Origin of the sequence: Flavobacterium panici (assembly GCF_903819335.1) — a bacterium.
Taxonomy (GTDB): Bacteria; Bacteroidota; Bacteroidia; order Flavobacteriales; family Flavobacteriaceae; genus Flavobacterium; species Flavobacterium panici.
Map to the genome: position 1 here is coordinate 200,157 of NZ_CAIJDE010000017.1, position 15,707 is coordinate 215,863.

The window sequence follows — 15,707 nt, forward strand, 5'->3', positions numbered from 1 at the left end:
CAAGTCAAAATACCGTTTCACCATTTGTGTAAAAAGCGCGCGTTTTTAGTTTTTAAGTTTGATCTGTAATCATCCAATTAAAACTAAAATTATGAAATCAAATCTTTTTATTTCCGCGCTTTTTGCTACTGTGTTTTCTTTTGCCGGCTGTAATTCAGCTAATGCAAATCCAAAAAATAAAACTAAAATTGAAAAACCGGCTTCTGCTGCAGCGACTAAAATTCAAGTGGCAATTTTGCTTGACACTTCGAGCAGTATGGAAGGTTTAATCGATCAGGCCAAATCGAGATTATGGAACATCGTGAATACTTTGACGACTTTAAAATATGAAGGAAAAACTCCGGATATCGAAATAGCGTTATATGAATATGGAAATAGCGGCTTATCAGAAAAATCAAATTACATCAGACAAATTACGCCGCTTTCAACAGATTTAGATTTGATTTCGGAACAATTATTTGCGCTTAGAACCAATGGCGGAAATGAATATTGCGGCGCTGTAATTCAGGATGCGACAAAAGAATTAAAATGGGCAGACGAGAACAACAGCATGAAACTGATTTACATTGCCGGAAACGAGGGATTCAATCAGGGAAAAATCAGCTATAAAGAAGCCATAAGCAGTGCTTTAAAAAATGATATTTATGTAAACACGATTTTCTGCGGTAATAAAACAGAAGGTATAAACATATTTTGGAAAGATGGCGCTGACCGCGGAAAAGGAAAATATTTTAATATCGATGCCAATCAATCTGTAGAATATATCGCAACGCCATATGACGATGAAATCAGTAAATACGATGAAAAAATAAACAAAACCTACATTAATTACGGCGCTAAAGGTGCTGACAAAAAAATGAATCAGGTTATGCAGGATCAAAATGCTAAAAAGGTTTCGAAAGCTAACTATACAGACCGCGCCGTAAGCAAATCAAAAGCGGTTTATAAAAATGAAAGTTGGGATTTAGTCGATAAAACAAAAGATGATGCAGCGGCACTTTCGAAAATTAGAAAAGAAGAACTTCCCGCTGAACTTCAGGGTAAATCGACTGAAGAATTGCAAAAAATCGTAGCTGAGAAAACGAAAGAAAGAGAAACAATCCAAAAAGAGATTAGTGTTTTGGCTAAAAAACGTCAGGCGTATATTGATACCGAAGCTAAGAAAACTAAAAAACAAGACGATCTTGGTAACACGATTAATACTTCGATAGTTGCTTTTGCAAAAGTGAAAGGTTATACGGTTGAGAAATAAATCATGCTGCAAATCCTGAAACATGAAAAAGAAAATATTCTTTTTGCTTTGGCTGAGCATTTTTGGCTTGAGTTTTGCCTGTAACAATAAGGAAGAAAAGCCAAAAATCATTACAAGTTCAAAACCGGTTTACTCCTACGAAGAGAAACTAAAAAGTGAGATAACTGAGATTAGGAATTTTTTGGGGAAAACTCCTAGATACAATTCAAGTGTTGTCTTCTTATTAGATATGAAGATTGAATCTGGAAAAAACCGGTTTTTTGTTTATGATTTAAAACACAACAAAATACTCCACAAAGGCTTAGTTGGCCACGGTTCCGGATCTGAAACCGGAATTGCCGGAAAACTTAAATTTAGCAATACAAAAGATTCTAATTGCAGTTCGCTTGGCAAATATGCAATTGGTAATTCTTATTTTGGAACTTTTGGAAAAGCATACAAATTATACGGTTTAGACAAAACCAATAGTAATGCTTTTGATCGAAATATTGTACTTCACAAATATGTAGACATTCCTTATGAAGAACAAATAAATCCTATTTGTAATAGTTTGGGATGCCCAATGGTTAATGAAAAGTTTTTTGGCGTAATTGAAAAAATGATTGATGGTTCTAAAAAGAAAATCATTTTAGTGATTTATTATTAAGTTAAACCAACCTTTCGGCCATTTTTGTCATCTATACTTATATAAAAACACTTTAAATTATACTCCGATGATTAAAAAACAAGCAACGGCGCTTTTATTATTGTTAGGCATTTTTGCCTTTGCGCAAAAACCAATTTTCACCACTGCAAAAGTAAAAGCGGCAACGGTATATTTTAATGCTGCCAAAATTTCTCAAACTGCAAGTACAACTTTACCATTAGGAACAAGCGAAATTGTAGTTAAAAATGTGGCAGTAAATTTAAATGAAAGTTCTATCCAAATTGGTACGCCGGCAAGTGTAACGGTTTTGTCGGTTCAGTTTACTAATAATTATATTTCAGAATATGAAACCGATCCGAAATCGCCTTTATTGAAAAGAGTTCGAGATAGTATTGTTTTGGTTGAAAAGGAAATTCAGAAAGTAAATAATACTATTAATTCTGAATCAAAAACCATTCAGTTATTAGATAAAAACCAACAGATTTCCGGCGTAAATTCCGGATTAAATGTTGCCGAATTAATGAAAATGGTGGAGTATTATAAAACCAAGCAATTAGAAATTGCCAACAACATTAATACGCTGACGGAGAAAAAGCAAAAACTGGACGAAACGCTTCAAAAGCTAAACAACAAACTTGAAGTTGATACAAGTAAAGAAGAAAAAACTTCATCTGGAAAACTTATTGTTCAGGTTATGAATAGTGCTGCCGGGCCAGTTCCATTAGAAATATCGTATTTAACCAATAACGCTGGCTGGTCTCCTTTTTATGATTTGCGTACCGAAAGTGTTGCGGCTCCAATTAATATGATGTACAAAGCACAAGTGGTTCAAAATACAGGAATTGACTGGAAAAAAGTAAAACTGACTCTTTCAAGCGGTTATCCAAATCAAAATAATCAGGCGCCAATATTGAGTTCTTGGTTTCTGGCGAATCAGGTATATAATGATGAAGTTGTGACTATTGGTTATGGAACACAGAAAAAAAGGAATCAGCTTCAGGGAAGTGTTTTTAAAGATAAAATAGCAGGTGTCCAAACGGAAATGGCTGCACCTGCGATAGCAGAATCTTCTGTTTCGAATTACACAACAGTTGCGGAAAACCAGCTTAATATTTCTTTTGATATTGATATTCCATATGATATTTTATCGAATGGAAAAATTCACAGCGTCTCTTTAAAAGAAATAAAACTTCCGGCAACGTATAAATATTATGCGGTTCCAAAAGTGGAAAACGATGCTTTTTTACTTGCTGAAATTGCAGATTACAGTAAATACAATTTATTGCGAGGCGAAGCGAATATTATTTTTGAAGGAATGTATGTTGGTAAAACGTTTATTGAACCGAATCAAACCAGCGATACTTTGAACCTGAGTATGGGACGCGACAAAAAAGTATCTATCAAACGTGAAAAAGTCGCAGATAAATCAGGAACTAAGTTTTTATCTGCTAAAAAAGAACAGACTTTTACTTTTGATATTACAGTAAGAAATAACAAAAAAGAAGCGGTTGAATTGCTTTTGAAAGATCAATATCCATTGACTACAAATAAAGATATTGAAGTAGAATTACTGCAAAGTGATTCGGCAAAAGTAAATGCCGAAACCGGAATATTAACCTGGCAATTGCAGTTAAAACCAAATGAAACCAAAAAATTCAGAATTAGTTATAAAGTGAAATATCCAAAAGATCAAACTTTGAACTTATAAATGGATAAACATTTAAACACAAATTCCACAAATTTCATGGATTGATCTGTGTTAATTTGTGGAATTCGTGTTATAAAAGGCCTTCGACTACGCTCAGGCTGACACTTGAAATGTAGAAGTTTCCTGATATTGTCAGGCTGAGCGAAGTCGAAGCCCTATGCAGCAAATACTTAAGGCGCTGGATCTGGAATAATCGCCTGAACGTGGTTAATTTCGGCTATAATTTCTTTTGATAAAACCACATCAATTGTGGCAATGTTTTCTTTTAATTGATCCATTGTTGTGGCACCAATAATCGCACTTGTCAAAAATGGCTGTTGTAAAACAAATCCCATTGCTAATTCAGTCAACGTTAATCCGTGTTTTTTAGCAATTTCCTGATACAATTTTGTTGCTTGTGTACATTGTTCGCTTTTGTAACGTGTGTATTGCGGAAAAAGATTAACTCTCGCATTTGGATGTGCTTCGCCAGTTAAAAATTTACCCGTTAAAACTCCAAACGCTAAAGGTGAATATGCCAATAAACCAACGTTTTCATATTTTGAAACTTCGGCAGAACCCACTTCAAAAAGACGGTTCAATAAATTATACGGATTTTGAACGGTTTTAATTCTTGGAAGGTTTTGGTATTTGCTTTCTTCTAAAAGACGCATCATTCCCCACGCATTTTCATTTGAAACCCCAATATGTTTAATTTTTCCTTCTTTGATTAATCCGTCAAATGTTTCGAGGATTTCTCTAAAATGATCTTCCCATGCATCATCATGACCATTAAAACCACGCTGACCGAAATAATTTGTTTTACGTTCCGGCCAGTGCATTTGGTACAAATCAATATAATCTGTTTGAAGACGTTTTAAGCTGTTTTCTAAAGCATATTTAATACTTCCCGGAGAGAAATCTGCTTTCTCGCGCATATAAGTAAAATTCGGGTTTGGTCCCGCAATTTTAGAGGCTAAAATCACTTTATCTCGATTTCCGGATTTTTTAAACCATGTTCCGATGATTTTTTCTGTGCTTCCGTAAGTTTCTTCACGTGCCGGAACGGAATACATTTCGGCAGTATCAAAAAAGTTTACGCCTTGTTCAAGTGCATAATCCATTTGAGCATGGCCTTCAGCTTCTGTATTCTGCTGGCCAAAAGTCATGGTTCCAAGATTTATTTTACTAACTTTTATATCTGTGTTTGGGATTGTAGTGTATTTCATTTTTTTAAGGTTCTAAGATGCTGAGTTGCTAAGATTCTAAGGTTTTTACTTTAATACTTTTTATTAGGTTCAAAGTTTTAGACGCGCAAAGGTACAAAGGGATTTTACAAATCTAAATTTGACAAAGGTTAAAAAAAGTACAAGATTTTTTATGATAGCGTTTCCTGCAAGGTTTTCAAAACCTTGTAGGTATTATTATTTCTCAACAAACTCAAGCTTAAACCTACAAGGTTTTGAAAACCTTGCAGGAACAAAAAAAGGCTCAAAGTAAAAACTCTGAGCCTTTGAACCTATGTCCCTTTGAACCTTAATTTATACTATTAAGCATTTCAGCGATTTCATCTAATCTTGGCGTTAAGATGATTTCGATTCTACGGTTTTTAGCTTTTCCTTCTGGAGTGGCGTTGCTTGCCAAAGGAGAAAATTCGCTTCTTCCCGCTGCTGTAAGTTTTTGTTTGTTGATTTTATTGTTTTCGCTCAAAATAGCTACAATTGCAGTTGCTCTTTTAGTCGATAAATCCCAGTTGTTTGCAATTGGTCCAGAACCAGCATATGGATCATCATCTGTATGTCCTTCAATAAGAACCGAAAGATCTGGATTATCACCCAAAACTTTTCCAAGTTCTACAACCGCTCTTCTACCTTCTGTTCCAACAGCCCAGCTTCCTGAATTAAAAAGTAATTTGTTTTCCATCGAAACATATACTTTTCCGTTTTTTTGTTCAACTGTTAAACCTTTACCTTCAAAACCATTAAGGGCTTTAGATAAAGTTTCTTTTAGCCTGCGCATTGCTTCTTCTTTAGCAGCAATCATATCCTCAAGTTCTTTCAAACGGTTTGCTGTTTTGTCTAAACGTGCTTGTTCATCGGCCAGTTTTTTAGATTTTGCCTCTAATTGAGCAAGCAAATCACGGTTTTTAGCCATATTACTTTCTAATGCATCGTTGCTGTTTTTCTCTAATGCATTATAAGAATCCTGCAATACTTTGTATTTTCTTTGCTCAGTAGCTAAATCAGCTTTTTGTTTGGCAAGTTCATCTTTTGTTGCCGATAAATCTTTTGTTAGTTTATCACGGTCTAATTCTAACTGATTTTTTGCTGTTTTTAAATCTGCATTTTCGTCAGCGATAGAACGGTTTTCTTTTTTTAGATCTGAATATTTTGTTTCAAGATCATTGTAAATCTTTTTGGATACACAAGAAGTTGTAGACAATGCCAAAACTACTAATCCAATGGAGGCTTTTTTAATCATTTTACTTTTGTTTTTTATTTGGGGCGATAATAATTCTTAATATTTTAAATTCAAAAATTCCAAATTCCAATGTTTCATAGTTTTAATGGAATGTATATTTTAAATCTTTGAACCGCAGTTCTTCCAACAAGAACAATACCAAACTTTACTCAATTTCAACTAAAACCGGACAATGATCTGAGTGAATGGCATCTGGAAGAATAACGGCACGTTTTAAACGATGCCCCATTACTTCGCTCACTAAATTATAATCGATACGCCAGCCTTTGTTATTTCCTCTGGCTCCTGCGCGGTAACTCCACCATGAATAATGATGCGGATCTTTATTAAAATGACGGAAACTATCAATAAAACCAGACTTCATAAAACTATCCAGCCAGGCACGTTCTGCAGGTAAAAATCCCGAAACCGTTTTGTTACGAACCGGATCGTGAATATCAATTGCTTCGTGGCAAATATTGTAATCGCCGCAAATAATAAGGTTTGGAAGCGTCAGTTTCAATTCGTTAACATAGGTTTGAAAATCATCCATAAACATAAATTTATGATCTAATCTTTCGATGTTAGTTCCAGAAGGTAGATATAAACTCATTACCGAAACATCATCAAAATCAGCACGTAAGTTTCTGCCTTCAAAATCCATATGATGAATTCCAGTTCCGTAAACCACTTTTTTAGGTTCTATTTTAGATAATATTGCAACACCGCTATATCCTTTTTTTGTTGCAGGATAGTAATATTGATACGGATAGCCGGCAGCCGTTATTGCTTCGACAGGAATCTGATCCTGAGTAGCTTTTATCTCCTGAAGGCAGATAACATCTGGACTTGCCGCCTGAAGCCATTCAATAAAACCTTTAGTAATTGCAGCACGAATTCCGTTTACATTATAAGAAATAATTTTCATATGGATATTTTTTTTAGGATTCCAAATGTAATAAAAAAGAGGAAAGTTTGTAATTGAATAAAGGAAAAGTAGAGTTTTTTGTTATCTTTGTTCGCTGCTCTAATAAATTAAAAATAGTACATGGGTTTAGTTACCGCGAAAGAAGTTGCAAAGGCAATAAATGTTGAGAAGTACGGAGTGCTTGGTACCTTCTCAGGCTGGATTCTTATGAAGGTTCTTAAGATCTCTACCCTTAATAAAATTTACGATCATAATAAACATTTAGAGGATGTTGCGTTTTTAAATGGAATTTTGGATGAGATGGAAATCAAATTCGAAATCCCTGAAGAAGATTTAAAACGTTTACCTAAAGATGGCGCTTATATAACCATTTCAAATCATCCGCTTGGAGGGATTGATGGTATTTTGCTTTTGAAATTAATGCTTGAAAGAGAACCAAATTTCAAGATTATCGCTAATTTCTTATTGCATCGAATTGTTCCGCTAAAAAAATACATCATGCCGGTTAATCCTTTTGAAAATCATAAGGATGCTAAATCGAGCGTTGTTGGAATCAAAGAAACTTTACGTCATTTAAGTGACGGAAAGCCTTTGGGAATTTTCCCTGCCGGGGAAGTTTCAACTTATAAAGATGGAAAATTAGTTGTAGATAAACCTTGGGAAGAAGGTGCTCTAAAATTAATCAGAAAAGCCAAAGTTCCGGTTGTACCGATATACTTTCATGCTAAAAACAGTAAATTATTCTACTGGCTTTCTAAAATTGATGATACGCTGCGTACTGCAAAACTTCCGTCAGAACTGCTTACACAAAAAGACCGTGTTATTAAAGTTCGTATTGGAAAACCAATTTCTGTAAGCGAACAAAATGAAATAGAATCTTTTGAAGAATATTCAGAATTCTTAAGAAAGAAAACCTATATGCTTGCCAATCCTTTTGAGAAAGACACCAAATTGATTGACACAGCAAGTTTAAAAATACCAAAAGCGCCTAAAAAAATCGTTACGCCGGCAAATGAATCAAAAATGATTGATGAAGTTCAGGCGTTAAGAAACAGCGACTGCAGGTTATTACAGAGTAAAAATTATGAAGTGTTTTTTGCACGTGCAAAATCAATTCCCAATATTTTACATGAAATTGGACGTCTTCGTGAAATTACATTTAGAGAAGTTGGTGAAGGAACCAACGAATCTATCGACATTGACGAATACGATCAATATTATCACCATATGTTTTTATGGGATGATGAAACCAAAAAAATCGCAGGGGCTTACCGTATGGGATTAGGAGCTGAGATTTACCCGAAATACGGCATCGAAGGTTTTTATCTGACTGACTTATTCCGTTTTGAGCCTGAATTGCATGATATGATGCATAAATCGATCGAAATGGGACGTGCTTTTATTATTCGTGAATATCAGCAAAAACCAATGCCTTTATTCTTGTTATGGAAAGGAATTATTCACACTACGTTACGTTATCCTGAGCATAAATACTTATTAGGCGGTGTAAGTATCAGTAATCAGTTTTCAGATTTCTCTAAATCACTGATGATTGAGTTCATGAAATCAAATTACTACGATCCGTATATTGCACAATACATTCACCCGAAAAAGGCGTATAAAGTAAAACTGAAAGATGCTGATAAAGACTTTATTTTTGACGAAGCTGAATCTGACTTAAATAAATTCGATAAAATTATTGACGAATTAGAACCTGGAAATTTACGTTTGCCTGTTTTAATTAAAAAATACATCAAGCAAAATGCACGTGTGGTTGCTTTTAACGTTGATCCTTTGTTTAATAATGCTGTCGATGGTTTAATGTACATTAGAATCGCAGATATTCCGGAAAGCACAATGAAACCTGTTATTGAAGAGTTTCAAATAGAATTAGAACGTAAATTATCTGAGAAAGAAGATTAATCAGATTTACTCCAAAATAGAAAAATCCCATTTGCTAATACAAATGGGATTTTTTATTTACAATTTTTATTTAAAAACTAGTTTGAAATTTATTCTTTTCCAATTTCATCTAATTCTTCTAATCCGTTTTTAGGATCTGCGCCATATAGATTTGGTCCTTTTTCACCTTCTGTAGCAAGTAAAACAATGTTATAGATTGGAATAAGTATAAACCATCCACTTTTACCTATATCATGCATTCTTCTTATTCCCACAGCAAGTGACGGAATCAAAACCACTAAATTATAAATCAAACCTAATATACCTGTTTTTGATGGTCCAAAAGTCAAACCTGCTACTCCATCTATAATTCCTATTACAGCTGATATAATAATATTAAATAAAAAGAACATCCAATATTCTCTTCTTCTTGCTCTTCCATCAAAATTTGCATAGTTCTGCAGAACTACTTTTTTGTACATTTCTAACATAATATAATCTTAATAATTCCCCTACTCTTAAGGATTTTCAGTTACTCCGACTTTTTCTAATAAGTCGCAAGAATACTTACTTTAAAAACACTTTTAAACCACTAAAAGCCATCAAAGTATTATAAAAAGACATTTATGAATCAATCTTCGAATAGAGGAATTATATTTAACCTGTGCATAAAAAAATCCCATTTGCTTATGCAAATGGGATTTTATGTTTACAATTTTTGTTTAAAAACTAGTTCATTTTACTTTTCAGGATTAAAACCAGCCTTTTCTGCCAACTTGATAAGTTTGATAAAAATCTTCGTCTGATTTTGTCAGGTAAATAATCCCTTCGATTAAACCTATTAAACCTCCTACTCCGCATAAAAGACCTAAAATAAGTTGAATTATCCCTTCTTTACTATATCCTAAATAGAATTTATGAATTCCTAATACTCCTAATAAAATAGCTAGAATTCCAGCAACAACTTTTTTGTTTTCTGGTTTTGGTCCTCCAAATTCTGATTGTGTGTTTTCCATAGTTTTATTCTTAAAATTAGTATTTAAATTAAAAAATAATCGGGCAAAAAAAATCCCATTTGTTATGATACAAATGGGATAAATATGTTTTTAGAACCAGCCTTTCTTACCTACTTGGTAAGTTTGGTAAAATTCTTCGTCTGATTTTGTCAGGTAAATGATTCCTTCAACGAAACCAATTATACTTCCAACTCCACAAGTAACAAGAGTAATAACTAATTGGATAATTCCTTCTTGTGTATATCCTAAGATAAATTTGTGAATTCCAAATCCTCCTAATAAGATTCCAAGGATTCCGGCAACAACTTTTTTGTTTTCTGCTTTTGGTTCAGATGGTGTATTCCAAGATTCTGGTTTTGTAGTCTCCATTTTTATATATTTAGTTAATTAATTATTGCAATTCAACTTTACCAATTTCATTGATTTCTTCGATATCATTTTTAGGGTCTGATCCGTATTGATTTGGTCCGTAGTCTCCATCTGTACAAAATAAAATCAAAATCCAGATTGGTCCGGCTACTGGAATAAAAGAAACAAGATAAAACCAGCCGCTTTTTCCAATATCATGAAGTCTTCTAACAATTACTCCTAAACCCGGAAGAAGTGTTACAAATAAATAAAGTATCACAAGAACATATGCAATAATTCCTCCTGTAACAGCGTCACCAAATAATGTCCCAACTATTAATCCAATAATTATTAACGAAAACATAATTATACTGTTTGCAAGTGCAAAATACCAATATTCACTTCTTCTTGCACGACCTTTAAAGTTTGCATAGTTTTCAAAAACCACTTTTTTGTACCATTCAATCATAAATTAATAAATTAGTTAGTTTACCCCTACTCTTTTTAGGATTTTCAGTTTCTCCTTATCTAAAATTTTGTTAAAAAAATCGAAAACAATATTAAACAAAAATAATTTTAAAAACTAATAATGAACATTACTTTTACAGAATTGCCTTGTTATTAAAAACTAAACTGATTTTATTAAAATCAAGAAGTAATTAAATTCTGATATCAATAATTTACTTCGAATACACTTTTTTTATTTTATCAACAATAACCTGTGCCAAACGCTCGTGACTTTCAAAAGTCCAACCTGCAATATGAGGCGTTAAAATTACTTTTCGCCCGTCTAATAAATACTGAAAAGCTTCGGGAGTATTTTTATCCTGAAAAAGAGTTTCAAAAGACAGTTTTTCATATTCCAAAACATCAAGACCTGCACCAAGAACTTTCCCAGTTTTCATTGTCTCAACTAAATCTGCCGTAACAATATTTTTACCTCTCGAAGTATTAATTATCCATATTGGCTTTTTGAATTCGTTAATAAATGCGGCATCCACCATTCTATCCGTTTCCGGAGTCCACGGAATGTGCAGACTCAAAACATCTGTTTTTTCATGAAGTTCCTTTAATGAAACTTGTCTGGCATTTTCGTCTCCCACATTATCCTGAATATCATAACATAAAACTTCGACATCAAACCCTCTCAGTTTTTTTGCAAATGCTTTACCCATATTTCCATAACCAATAATCCCTACCGTTTTTCCATCCAGTTCGTGGCCGCGGTTACTTTCTCTGTTCCATTGACCAGAACGAATTTCATAATCGGCAATATTCAATTTATTAAAAAGAGAAAGAATCATCCCTAAAGTATGTTCTGCAACCGCATTACGATTTCCTTCGGGAGCGGCAATTAGTTCAATATCTTTAGATAAAGCGTAATCACAGTCAATACTTTCTAAACCCGCACCAACACGTGCAATAAACTGTAAATTGGTCGCTTTGTCCAGAAATGTTTTATCAATTTTAAATCGGCTTCGAATTACGATTCCGTTATAATCCTGAATTTTAGCTTCAATTTCTTCTTTAGAAGATTTAAAATCGGCGTGATTTTCAAAACCTGCTTCTTCCAGTTGCTGCCAAAGAATAGGGTGATTGCTATCGATATGAAGAATTTTTATACTCATTTTTTATTCTGTTTTATTAAAACAAAAATACAGCTAATTCTTAATTGTTCCATTTTTAAATGAAAACACAATTTCAATTATTTAATCAATATCCAGATAAGGATCAAGAACTTCTGCCAATTTATTGAGCCAATAAAAATTATCATCGATATTAGGTAATTCAGATTCCAAAGTTTCACATCCGCGCATAGAACATAACGAAAGCGCATGATTTACTTGTCGTATCGTTTTGGCCATATCTTCTGGATCAATACTGTGTATGAAAAAGTCTTTTAATCTGTTTTCAAATTCTTGTGAAAGGTTTTCTGTAGTCATTATCTTATTTTTTTGTGAATGAATTGCCTCCAGTTTTAACTGGAGGTTTTATTATGTAAAAAGGGAAAGGCTTTAGCCGAATTTCTATTTAAAAGTAAAATCTATTAATTCTTTAAATTCAAGATTTAAAGCATTTTAGATTTTTACAAGAGTTTAGTGTGGTATTTACTTCAGCTCTTTTATTCTGCCTATTTGAGATTAGGAATGTCACTATCACAAAAGTCGTAATAATTTTCTTTAAATAAGACTCATAAATGTGTCCAAAATATTAAAAGTTTTATTATTTTTTAAATGAAATAATTCCTCTCGTTTTGTCATTTCGAGGAACGAGAAATCGCACTAGAAACTCGACAAAGATTAGATTCTCTTTGTAGATTTTCCTTTGAAAGAGAAATAATTTGGATAAAGCCTTAACATTTTGAACATACAAAACCTCCAGTTAAAACTGGAGGCAATTAATCTTGTTTTGTCATTTCTCGTTCCTCGAAATGACATAAAAGCTTTTTTCTCAAATTGGGTTAGACGCATTGCTGTGCGTCTCTACGATAAAACCAGACAAAACCTTTGTCTCTTTGAACCTCTGAACCTTTGTCCCTCTCGAACTAAACTTTTTTATTGGTCAGATTTTTTTTAACTTTGAAAAACAAGCCTCAAAGAAATTCTCTCTTTTCTAAATCACACAATCTTTCTAAAATGAAATTGACCAAGACTTTTAAAGCCTTTTTTGAAAACGAAAAATCAGGAGGATTGCTTCTATTATTTGTTACGATTATTTCTTTGTTTGCCGCAAATTCGTCTTATGCGACGGAATATATTTCTTTTTGGGAAAAAGATCTGGGCGGACATTCGATTACACATTGGATCAACGACGGATTAATGACGATTTTCTTTTTGTTGATTGGTTTAGAATTAGAACGCGAAATTTATCATGGCGAACTTTCCAATATAAAAAATGCATCATTGCCTATTATGGCTGCTTTTGGCGGAATGCTTGTTCCAGCGGCTATTTTTCTGGCTTTAAATTTTAAAACCGCAACGCAAAACGGTGCCGGAATTCCAATGGCGACAGATATTGCTTTTGCAATTGGAATTTTATCCCTTTTAGGAAACAAAGTTCCCGCATCTTTAAAAGTCTTTTTGACTGCACTTGCCGTTATAGACGATTTGGGCGCCATAATTGTCATCGCTGTTTTTTATACAAAATCAATTGCATTTTTAAATTTAGGCATTGCTTTAGGAATCTGGATTTTATTATTTGCCTTAAACCGAATGAAAGTTTACAATCTAATTCCGTATTTAATTGGCGGCGTAATAATGTGGTATTTTATGCTAAACTCCGGAGTTCATGCTACAATAACGGGCGTTATTTTAGCCTTTGTGATTCCGTTTGGAGACGGAAGTGAAAAATCATCTTCTTATAAATTGCAGCATTTTTTACATAAGCCTTCGGCATTTTTTATTTTGCCTTTGTTTGCCATTGCGAATACTTGCATCGCCATAAATTCTGATTGGCATGCCGGATTAAACCATCCCAATACATTTGGAATTATTCTTGGTCTCGTAATCGGGAAACCTTTGGGAATTGCACTTTTTTCTTCCATTGGCGTAAGTGCCGGATTATGTGCTTTGCCAAAAAGCTTAAAATGGGCGCATATTTTAGGCGCCGGAATGTTGGGCGGAATTGGTTTTACAATGTCTATTTTTATTACACTACTGGCTTTTAAAGATCCTGAAACAATTCTGTATTCTAAAATATCAATTATTATAGCTTCTGTACTTTCTGGTGTTCTGGGATTTGCTTATTTAAAGTTTGTTCTTTCCAAAGATAAAAGCGTTTAGTTTTTTGGCACGCAGATTTTCGCAGATATAAACAGATTTAATTTTAATAATCTTAATTAAGAAATGAAAAAGTATTATTGTTTGTTGTTTAGTTTTGTCTTCCTTTTTTCTTGTAACGACAAAAAACCCGTTTCTGAAACTCCCATTTCAAAAAAAATTGTTACTGTTACTTTACCAAAGCCATTTGACAAAAAATTGATAGAAGGCACTTATGAAACAAAAGCCGAAGAAAACGATTCTGATGATTGTCAGTTTTCTTTACAAATAAATAAAACAAAAAGCGGGTATTCATATTTCTTAAAAACAAAAACCAGACAACTTAAAGGAATTGCAACTTTTAAAATCCAAAAATATGGAGAAAAATATTTGATTTTGGAAGGTATAAAATGGGATGAATATGAAGGCGATATAAGTCATGAAGAAGAAAATGATTCTGTTTCGGATTCTGAAACTTCTTCAAAAGAATTAGAAATCCCAGTTGGAATCGAAGCTTCTTATGTAAAAGACACATTGACAATTCAAAATTATGGCAACTCGATGAATTCCTATACAAAGCTTTCAGAATGTGGGAGGAAATATATTCGATTGATTAAAACCCAAAAGTAAAATTCCAAATTCTAAACTTCGCAAATGAAGAAAATACGCCATATCCTTTTGTTTTCAATTACTTTGATAATTCTGCTTGTTGGAGTAATGTTCTATGAAATAAAAACGTATGAACCTGTAACAAATTGTCAAATTCCTGTTCCTTTTTGTGGAACAGAAAGTCCTAAATTAACAGAAAAACAATATGGGGGAAAAGAAATTTTTAACGCTAATTGTGCTGCTTGCCACAAACTAGACGCCAAAAGCACTGGTCCGGCACTTCGTAACATTGATTCATTAGTTTTTGTAAAATGGATGATCGATAAAAATCACAGGATTGACACCACTAAAATTGAAAAATTAGAACTTGATTTTCACAGAACGAAGTTTAAAGATTATTTAAATGAAGAAAATCTTCCTTTGTTAATAGATTATTGTTCAGGAATACGTTATTAAATCTTAAAAACTTACCATTATGATAGCAAGAATATGGCACGGAAAAACAAAAGTTGAAGATTATGAAGCTTATACCCAATTCATAAATGACACTGCAATTCCTGATTACTCAAAAACAGCTGGTTTTGTAAAATTGTCTTTTTTAAGAAATATCAAAAACAACGAAGCGCATTTTACGCTAATTACATATTGGGAAAACCTCGAAGTAATTAAAAATTTTGCCGGAGACGATTTCGAAAAAGCGAAATACTATCCTGAAGATGATGACTTTTTATTAGAATTTGAAGAGAAAGTCGAGCATTTTGAGGTTTTTGCTTAAACAATTATCCTAAATGTCATCCTGAGCGAAGTCGAAGGACTTTATTGCGCATAAGGTCTTCGACTTCGCTCAGACTGACAATTCGGTAAACTTTTAAATCTCAAAAAGAAAATTCCAAATTGCTCTCAATATTGTCATTTCGAGGAACGAGAAATCTTCGCAAGTAGCTCCGCAATCTAATGTCTCAATCTTTGTAGAGTTTCTTGCGGAGATTTCTCGTTCCTCGAAATGACAAAACAATGTTCAAATGCATTTTACCTAAAACAAAAAATCCCAAACCCCAACAAAAATTGGAATTTGGAATTTTAAAAATATTGGAATTTCTT

At 33.2% G+C, this 15,707-nt stretch carries 16 protein-coding genes and 1 pseudogene; 8 read left to right on the forward strand and 9 right to left on the reverse strand.

Translation table 11 applies throughout. The features are described 5' to 3' along the window. Positions 1–91: 91 nt before the first annotated feature. The 3 genes from FLAPXU55_RS00870 to FLAPXU55_RS00880 all read left to right on the forward strand — a co-directional run bounded on the left by FLAPXU55_RS00870 (position 92) and on the right by FLAPXU55_RS00880 (position 3,606). Positions 92–1,252, forward strand: a complete 1,161-nt coding sequence (locus tag FLAPXU55_RS00870; protein ID WP_180856076.1) for a vWA domain-containing protein — start codon at positions 92–94, stop codon at positions 1,250–1,252. Between the two features lie 22 nt (positions 1,253–1,274). Further along, the gene (locus FLAPXU55_RS00875) at positions 1,275–1,898 is read left to right on the forward strand and encodes a murein L,D-transpeptidase catalytic domain-containing protein (RefSeq protein WP_180856077.1); all 624 of its coding nucleotides are present in this window, start codon (positions 1,275–1,277) and stop codon (positions 1,896–1,898) included. A gap of 67 nt (positions 1,899–1,965) precedes the next feature. Then, positions 1,966–3,606: a DUF4139 domain-containing protein gene (locus FLAPXU55_RS00880; RefSeq protein ID WP_180856079.1), complete on the forward strand. Its 1,641-nt coding sequence runs from the start codon at positions 1,966–1,968 to the stop codon at positions 3,604–3,606. 170 nt (positions 3,607–3,776) lie between these two features. Here FLAPXU55_RS00880 and FLAPXU55_RS00885 read toward each other — a convergent pair whose 3' ends face one another. From FLAPXU55_RS00885 to FLAPXU55_RS00895, 3 genes are all read right to left on the reverse strand, one after another. Next, on the reverse strand, positions 3,777–4,814 hold the full coding sequence (locus FLAPXU55_RS00885; RefSeq protein ID WP_180856081.1) for an NADP(H)-dependent aldo-keto reductase: 1,038 nt from the start codon (positions 4,812–4,814) through the stop codon (positions 3,777–3,779). Positions 4,815–5,121: 307 nt separating this feature from the next. Next, on the reverse strand, positions 5,122–6,066 hold the full coding sequence (locus tag FLAPXU55_RS00890; RefSeq protein ID WP_180856082.1) for an OmpA/MotB family protein: 945 nt from the start codon (positions 6,064–6,066) through the stop codon (positions 5,122–5,124). A 145-nt stretch (positions 6,067–6,211) separates the two neighbouring features. Continuing rightward, positions 6,212–6,973, reverse strand: coding sequence for an exodeoxyribonuclease III (locus FLAPXU55_RS00895; protein ID WP_053473985.1), 762 nt, complete (start codon positions 6,971–6,973; stop codon positions 6,212–6,214). A 120-nt stretch (positions 6,974–7,093) separates the two neighbouring features. Here FLAPXU55_RS00895 and FLAPXU55_RS00900 point away from each other — a divergent pair, with 120 nt between their 5' ends. Beyond that, a complete protein-coding gene (locus FLAPXU55_RS00900) occupies positions 7,094–8,896 on the forward strand; it encodes a GNAT family N-acyltransferase (protein WP_053473984.1) in 1,803 nt (600 codons plus the stop codon). An 89-nt stretch (positions 8,897–8,985) separates the two neighbouring features. On the opposite strand, the gene FLAPXU55_RS00905 is transcribed toward FLAPXU55_RS00900, so the two are convergent. From FLAPXU55_RS00905 to FLAPXU55_RS00930, 6 genes are all read right to left on the reverse strand, one after another. After that, entirely contained in the window at positions 8,986–9,366 is a 381-nt protein-coding gene (locus tag FLAPXU55_RS00905; RefSeq protein ID WP_180856084.1) for a DUF805 domain-containing protein, read from the reverse strand. Positions 9,367–9,627: 261 nt separating this feature from the next. Continuing rightward, the gene (locus FLAPXU55_RS00910) at positions 9,628–9,891 is read right to left on the reverse strand and encodes a TM2 domain-containing protein (protein ID WP_073485822.1); all 264 of its coding nucleotides are present in this window, start codon (positions 9,889–9,891) and stop codon (positions 9,628–9,630) included. A 90-nt stretch (positions 9,892–9,981) separates the two neighbouring features. Then, positions 9,982–10,260, reverse strand: a complete 279-nt coding sequence (locus FLAPXU55_RS00915; protein WP_053473981.1) for a TM2 domain-containing protein — start codon at positions 10,258–10,260, stop codon at positions 9,982–9,984. A 22-nt stretch (positions 10,261–10,282) separates the two neighbouring features. Next, a complete protein-coding gene (locus FLAPXU55_RS00920) occupies positions 10,283–10,708 on the reverse strand; it encodes a DUF805 domain-containing protein (RefSeq protein WP_180856086.1) in 426 nt (141 codons plus the stop codon). Between the two features lie 211 nt (positions 10,709–10,919). Beyond that, complete coding sequence (locus FLAPXU55_RS00925; RefSeq protein WP_180856087.1) at positions 10,920–11,867, reverse strand: 2-hydroxyacid dehydrogenase; 948 nt, start codon at positions 11,865–11,867, stop codon at positions 10,920–10,922. Positions 11,868–11,948: 81 nt separating this feature from the next. Next, entirely contained in the window at positions 11,949–12,182 is a 234-nt protein-coding gene (locus FLAPXU55_RS00930; RefSeq protein ID WP_180856089.1) for a hypothetical protein, read from the reverse strand. A gap of 693 nt (positions 12,183–12,875) precedes the next feature. Between FLAPXU55_RS00930 and nhaA the strand changes: the two genes are divergently transcribed. The 4 genes and pseudogenes from nhaA (at position 12,876) to FLAPXU55_RS00950 (ending at position 15,381) form a co-directional block, all read left to right on the forward strand. Then, positions 12,876–14,021: a Na+/H+ antiporter NhaA gene (nhaA, locus tag FLAPXU55_RS00935; protein ID WP_180856091.1), complete on the forward strand. Its 1,146-nt coding sequence runs from the start codon at positions 12,876–12,878 to the stop codon at positions 14,019–14,021. 63 nt (positions 14,022–14,084) lie between these two features. Then, a complete protein-coding gene (locus FLAPXU55_RS00940; protein WP_180856093.1) occupies positions 14,085–14,627 on the forward strand; it encodes a hypothetical protein in 543 nt (180 codons plus the stop codon). Between the two features lie 189 nt (positions 14,628–14,816). Continuing rightward, a pseudogene (locus FLAPXU55_RS24050) lies at positions 14,817–14,924 on the forward strand (c-type cytochrome); the annotation flags it as partial. A 157-nt stretch (positions 14,925–15,081) separates the two neighbouring features. Continuing rightward, entirely contained in the window at positions 15,082–15,381 is a 300-nt protein-coding gene (locus FLAPXU55_RS00950) for an antibiotic biosynthesis monooxygenase (RefSeq protein WP_205720343.1), read from the forward strand. Positions 15,382–15,707 lie beyond the last annotated feature (326 nt).

What these genes read in the sequence shown, in the direction of transcription:
- FLAPXU55_RS00870 (WP_180856076.1), top strand. Translation starts at nt 92, where the DNA reads ATGAAATCAAATCTTTTTATTTCCGCGCTTTTTGCTACTGTGTTTTCT.
- FLAPXU55_RS00875 (WP_180856077.1), top strand. Translation starts at nt 1,275, where the DNA reads ATGAAAAAGAAAATATTCTTTTTGCTTTGGCTGAGCATTTTTGGCTTG.
- FLAPXU55_RS00880 (WP_180856079.1), top strand. Translation starts at nt 1,966, where the DNA reads ATGATTAAAAAACAAGCAACGGCGCTTTTATTATTGTTAGGCATTTTT.
- FLAPXU55_RS00885 (WP_180856081.1), bottom strand. Translation starts at nt 4,814, where the DNA reads ATGAAATACACTACAATCCCAAACACAGATATAAAAGTTAGTAAAATA.
- FLAPXU55_RS00890 (WP_180856082.1), bottom strand. Translation starts at nt 6,066, where the DNA reads ATGATTAAAAAAGCCTCCATTGGATTAGTAGTTTTGGCATTGTCTACA.
- FLAPXU55_RS00895 (WP_053473985.1), bottom strand. Translation starts at nt 6,973, where the DNA reads ATGAAAATTATTTCTTATAATGTAAACGGAATTCGTGCTGCAATTACT.
- FLAPXU55_RS00900 (WP_053473984.1), top strand. Translation starts at nt 7,094, where the DNA reads ATGGGTTTAGTTACCGCGAAAGAAGTTGCAAAGGCAATAAATGTTGAG.
- FLAPXU55_RS00905 (WP_180856084.1), bottom strand. Translation starts at nt 9,366, where the DNA reads ATGTTAGAAATGTACAAAAAAGTAGTTCTGCAGAACTATGCAAATTTT.
- FLAPXU55_RS00910 (WP_073485822.1), bottom strand. Translation starts at nt 9,891, where the DNA reads ATGGAAAACACACAATCAGAATTTGGAGGACCAAAACCAGAAAACAAA.
- FLAPXU55_RS00915 (WP_053473981.1), bottom strand. Translation starts at nt 10,260, where the DNA reads ATGGAGACTACAAAACCAGAATCTTGGAATACACCATCTGAACCAAAA.
- FLAPXU55_RS00920 (WP_180856086.1), bottom strand. Translation starts at nt 10,708, where the DNA reads ATGATTGAATGGTACAAAAAAGTGGTTTTTGAAAACTATGCAAACTTT.
- FLAPXU55_RS00925 (WP_180856087.1), bottom strand. Translation starts at nt 11,867, where the DNA reads ATGAGTATAAAAATTCTTCATATCGATAGCAATCACCCTATTCTTTGG.
- FLAPXU55_RS00930 (WP_180856089.1), bottom strand. Translation starts at nt 12,182, where the DNA reads ATGACTACAGAAAACCTTTCACAAGAATTTGAAAACAGATTAAAAGAC.
- nhaA (WP_180856091.1), top strand. Translation starts at nt 12,876, where the DNA reads ATGAAATTGACCAAGACTTTTAAAGCCTTTTTTGAAAACGAAAAATCA.
- FLAPXU55_RS00940 (WP_180856093.1), top strand. Translation starts at nt 14,085, where the DNA reads ATGAAAAAGTATTATTGTTTGTTGTTTAGTTTTGTCTTCCTTTTTTCT.
- FLAPXU55_RS00950 (WP_205720343.1), top strand. Translation starts at nt 15,082, where the DNA reads ATGATAGCAAGAATATGGCACGGAAAAACAAAAGTTGAAGATTATGAA.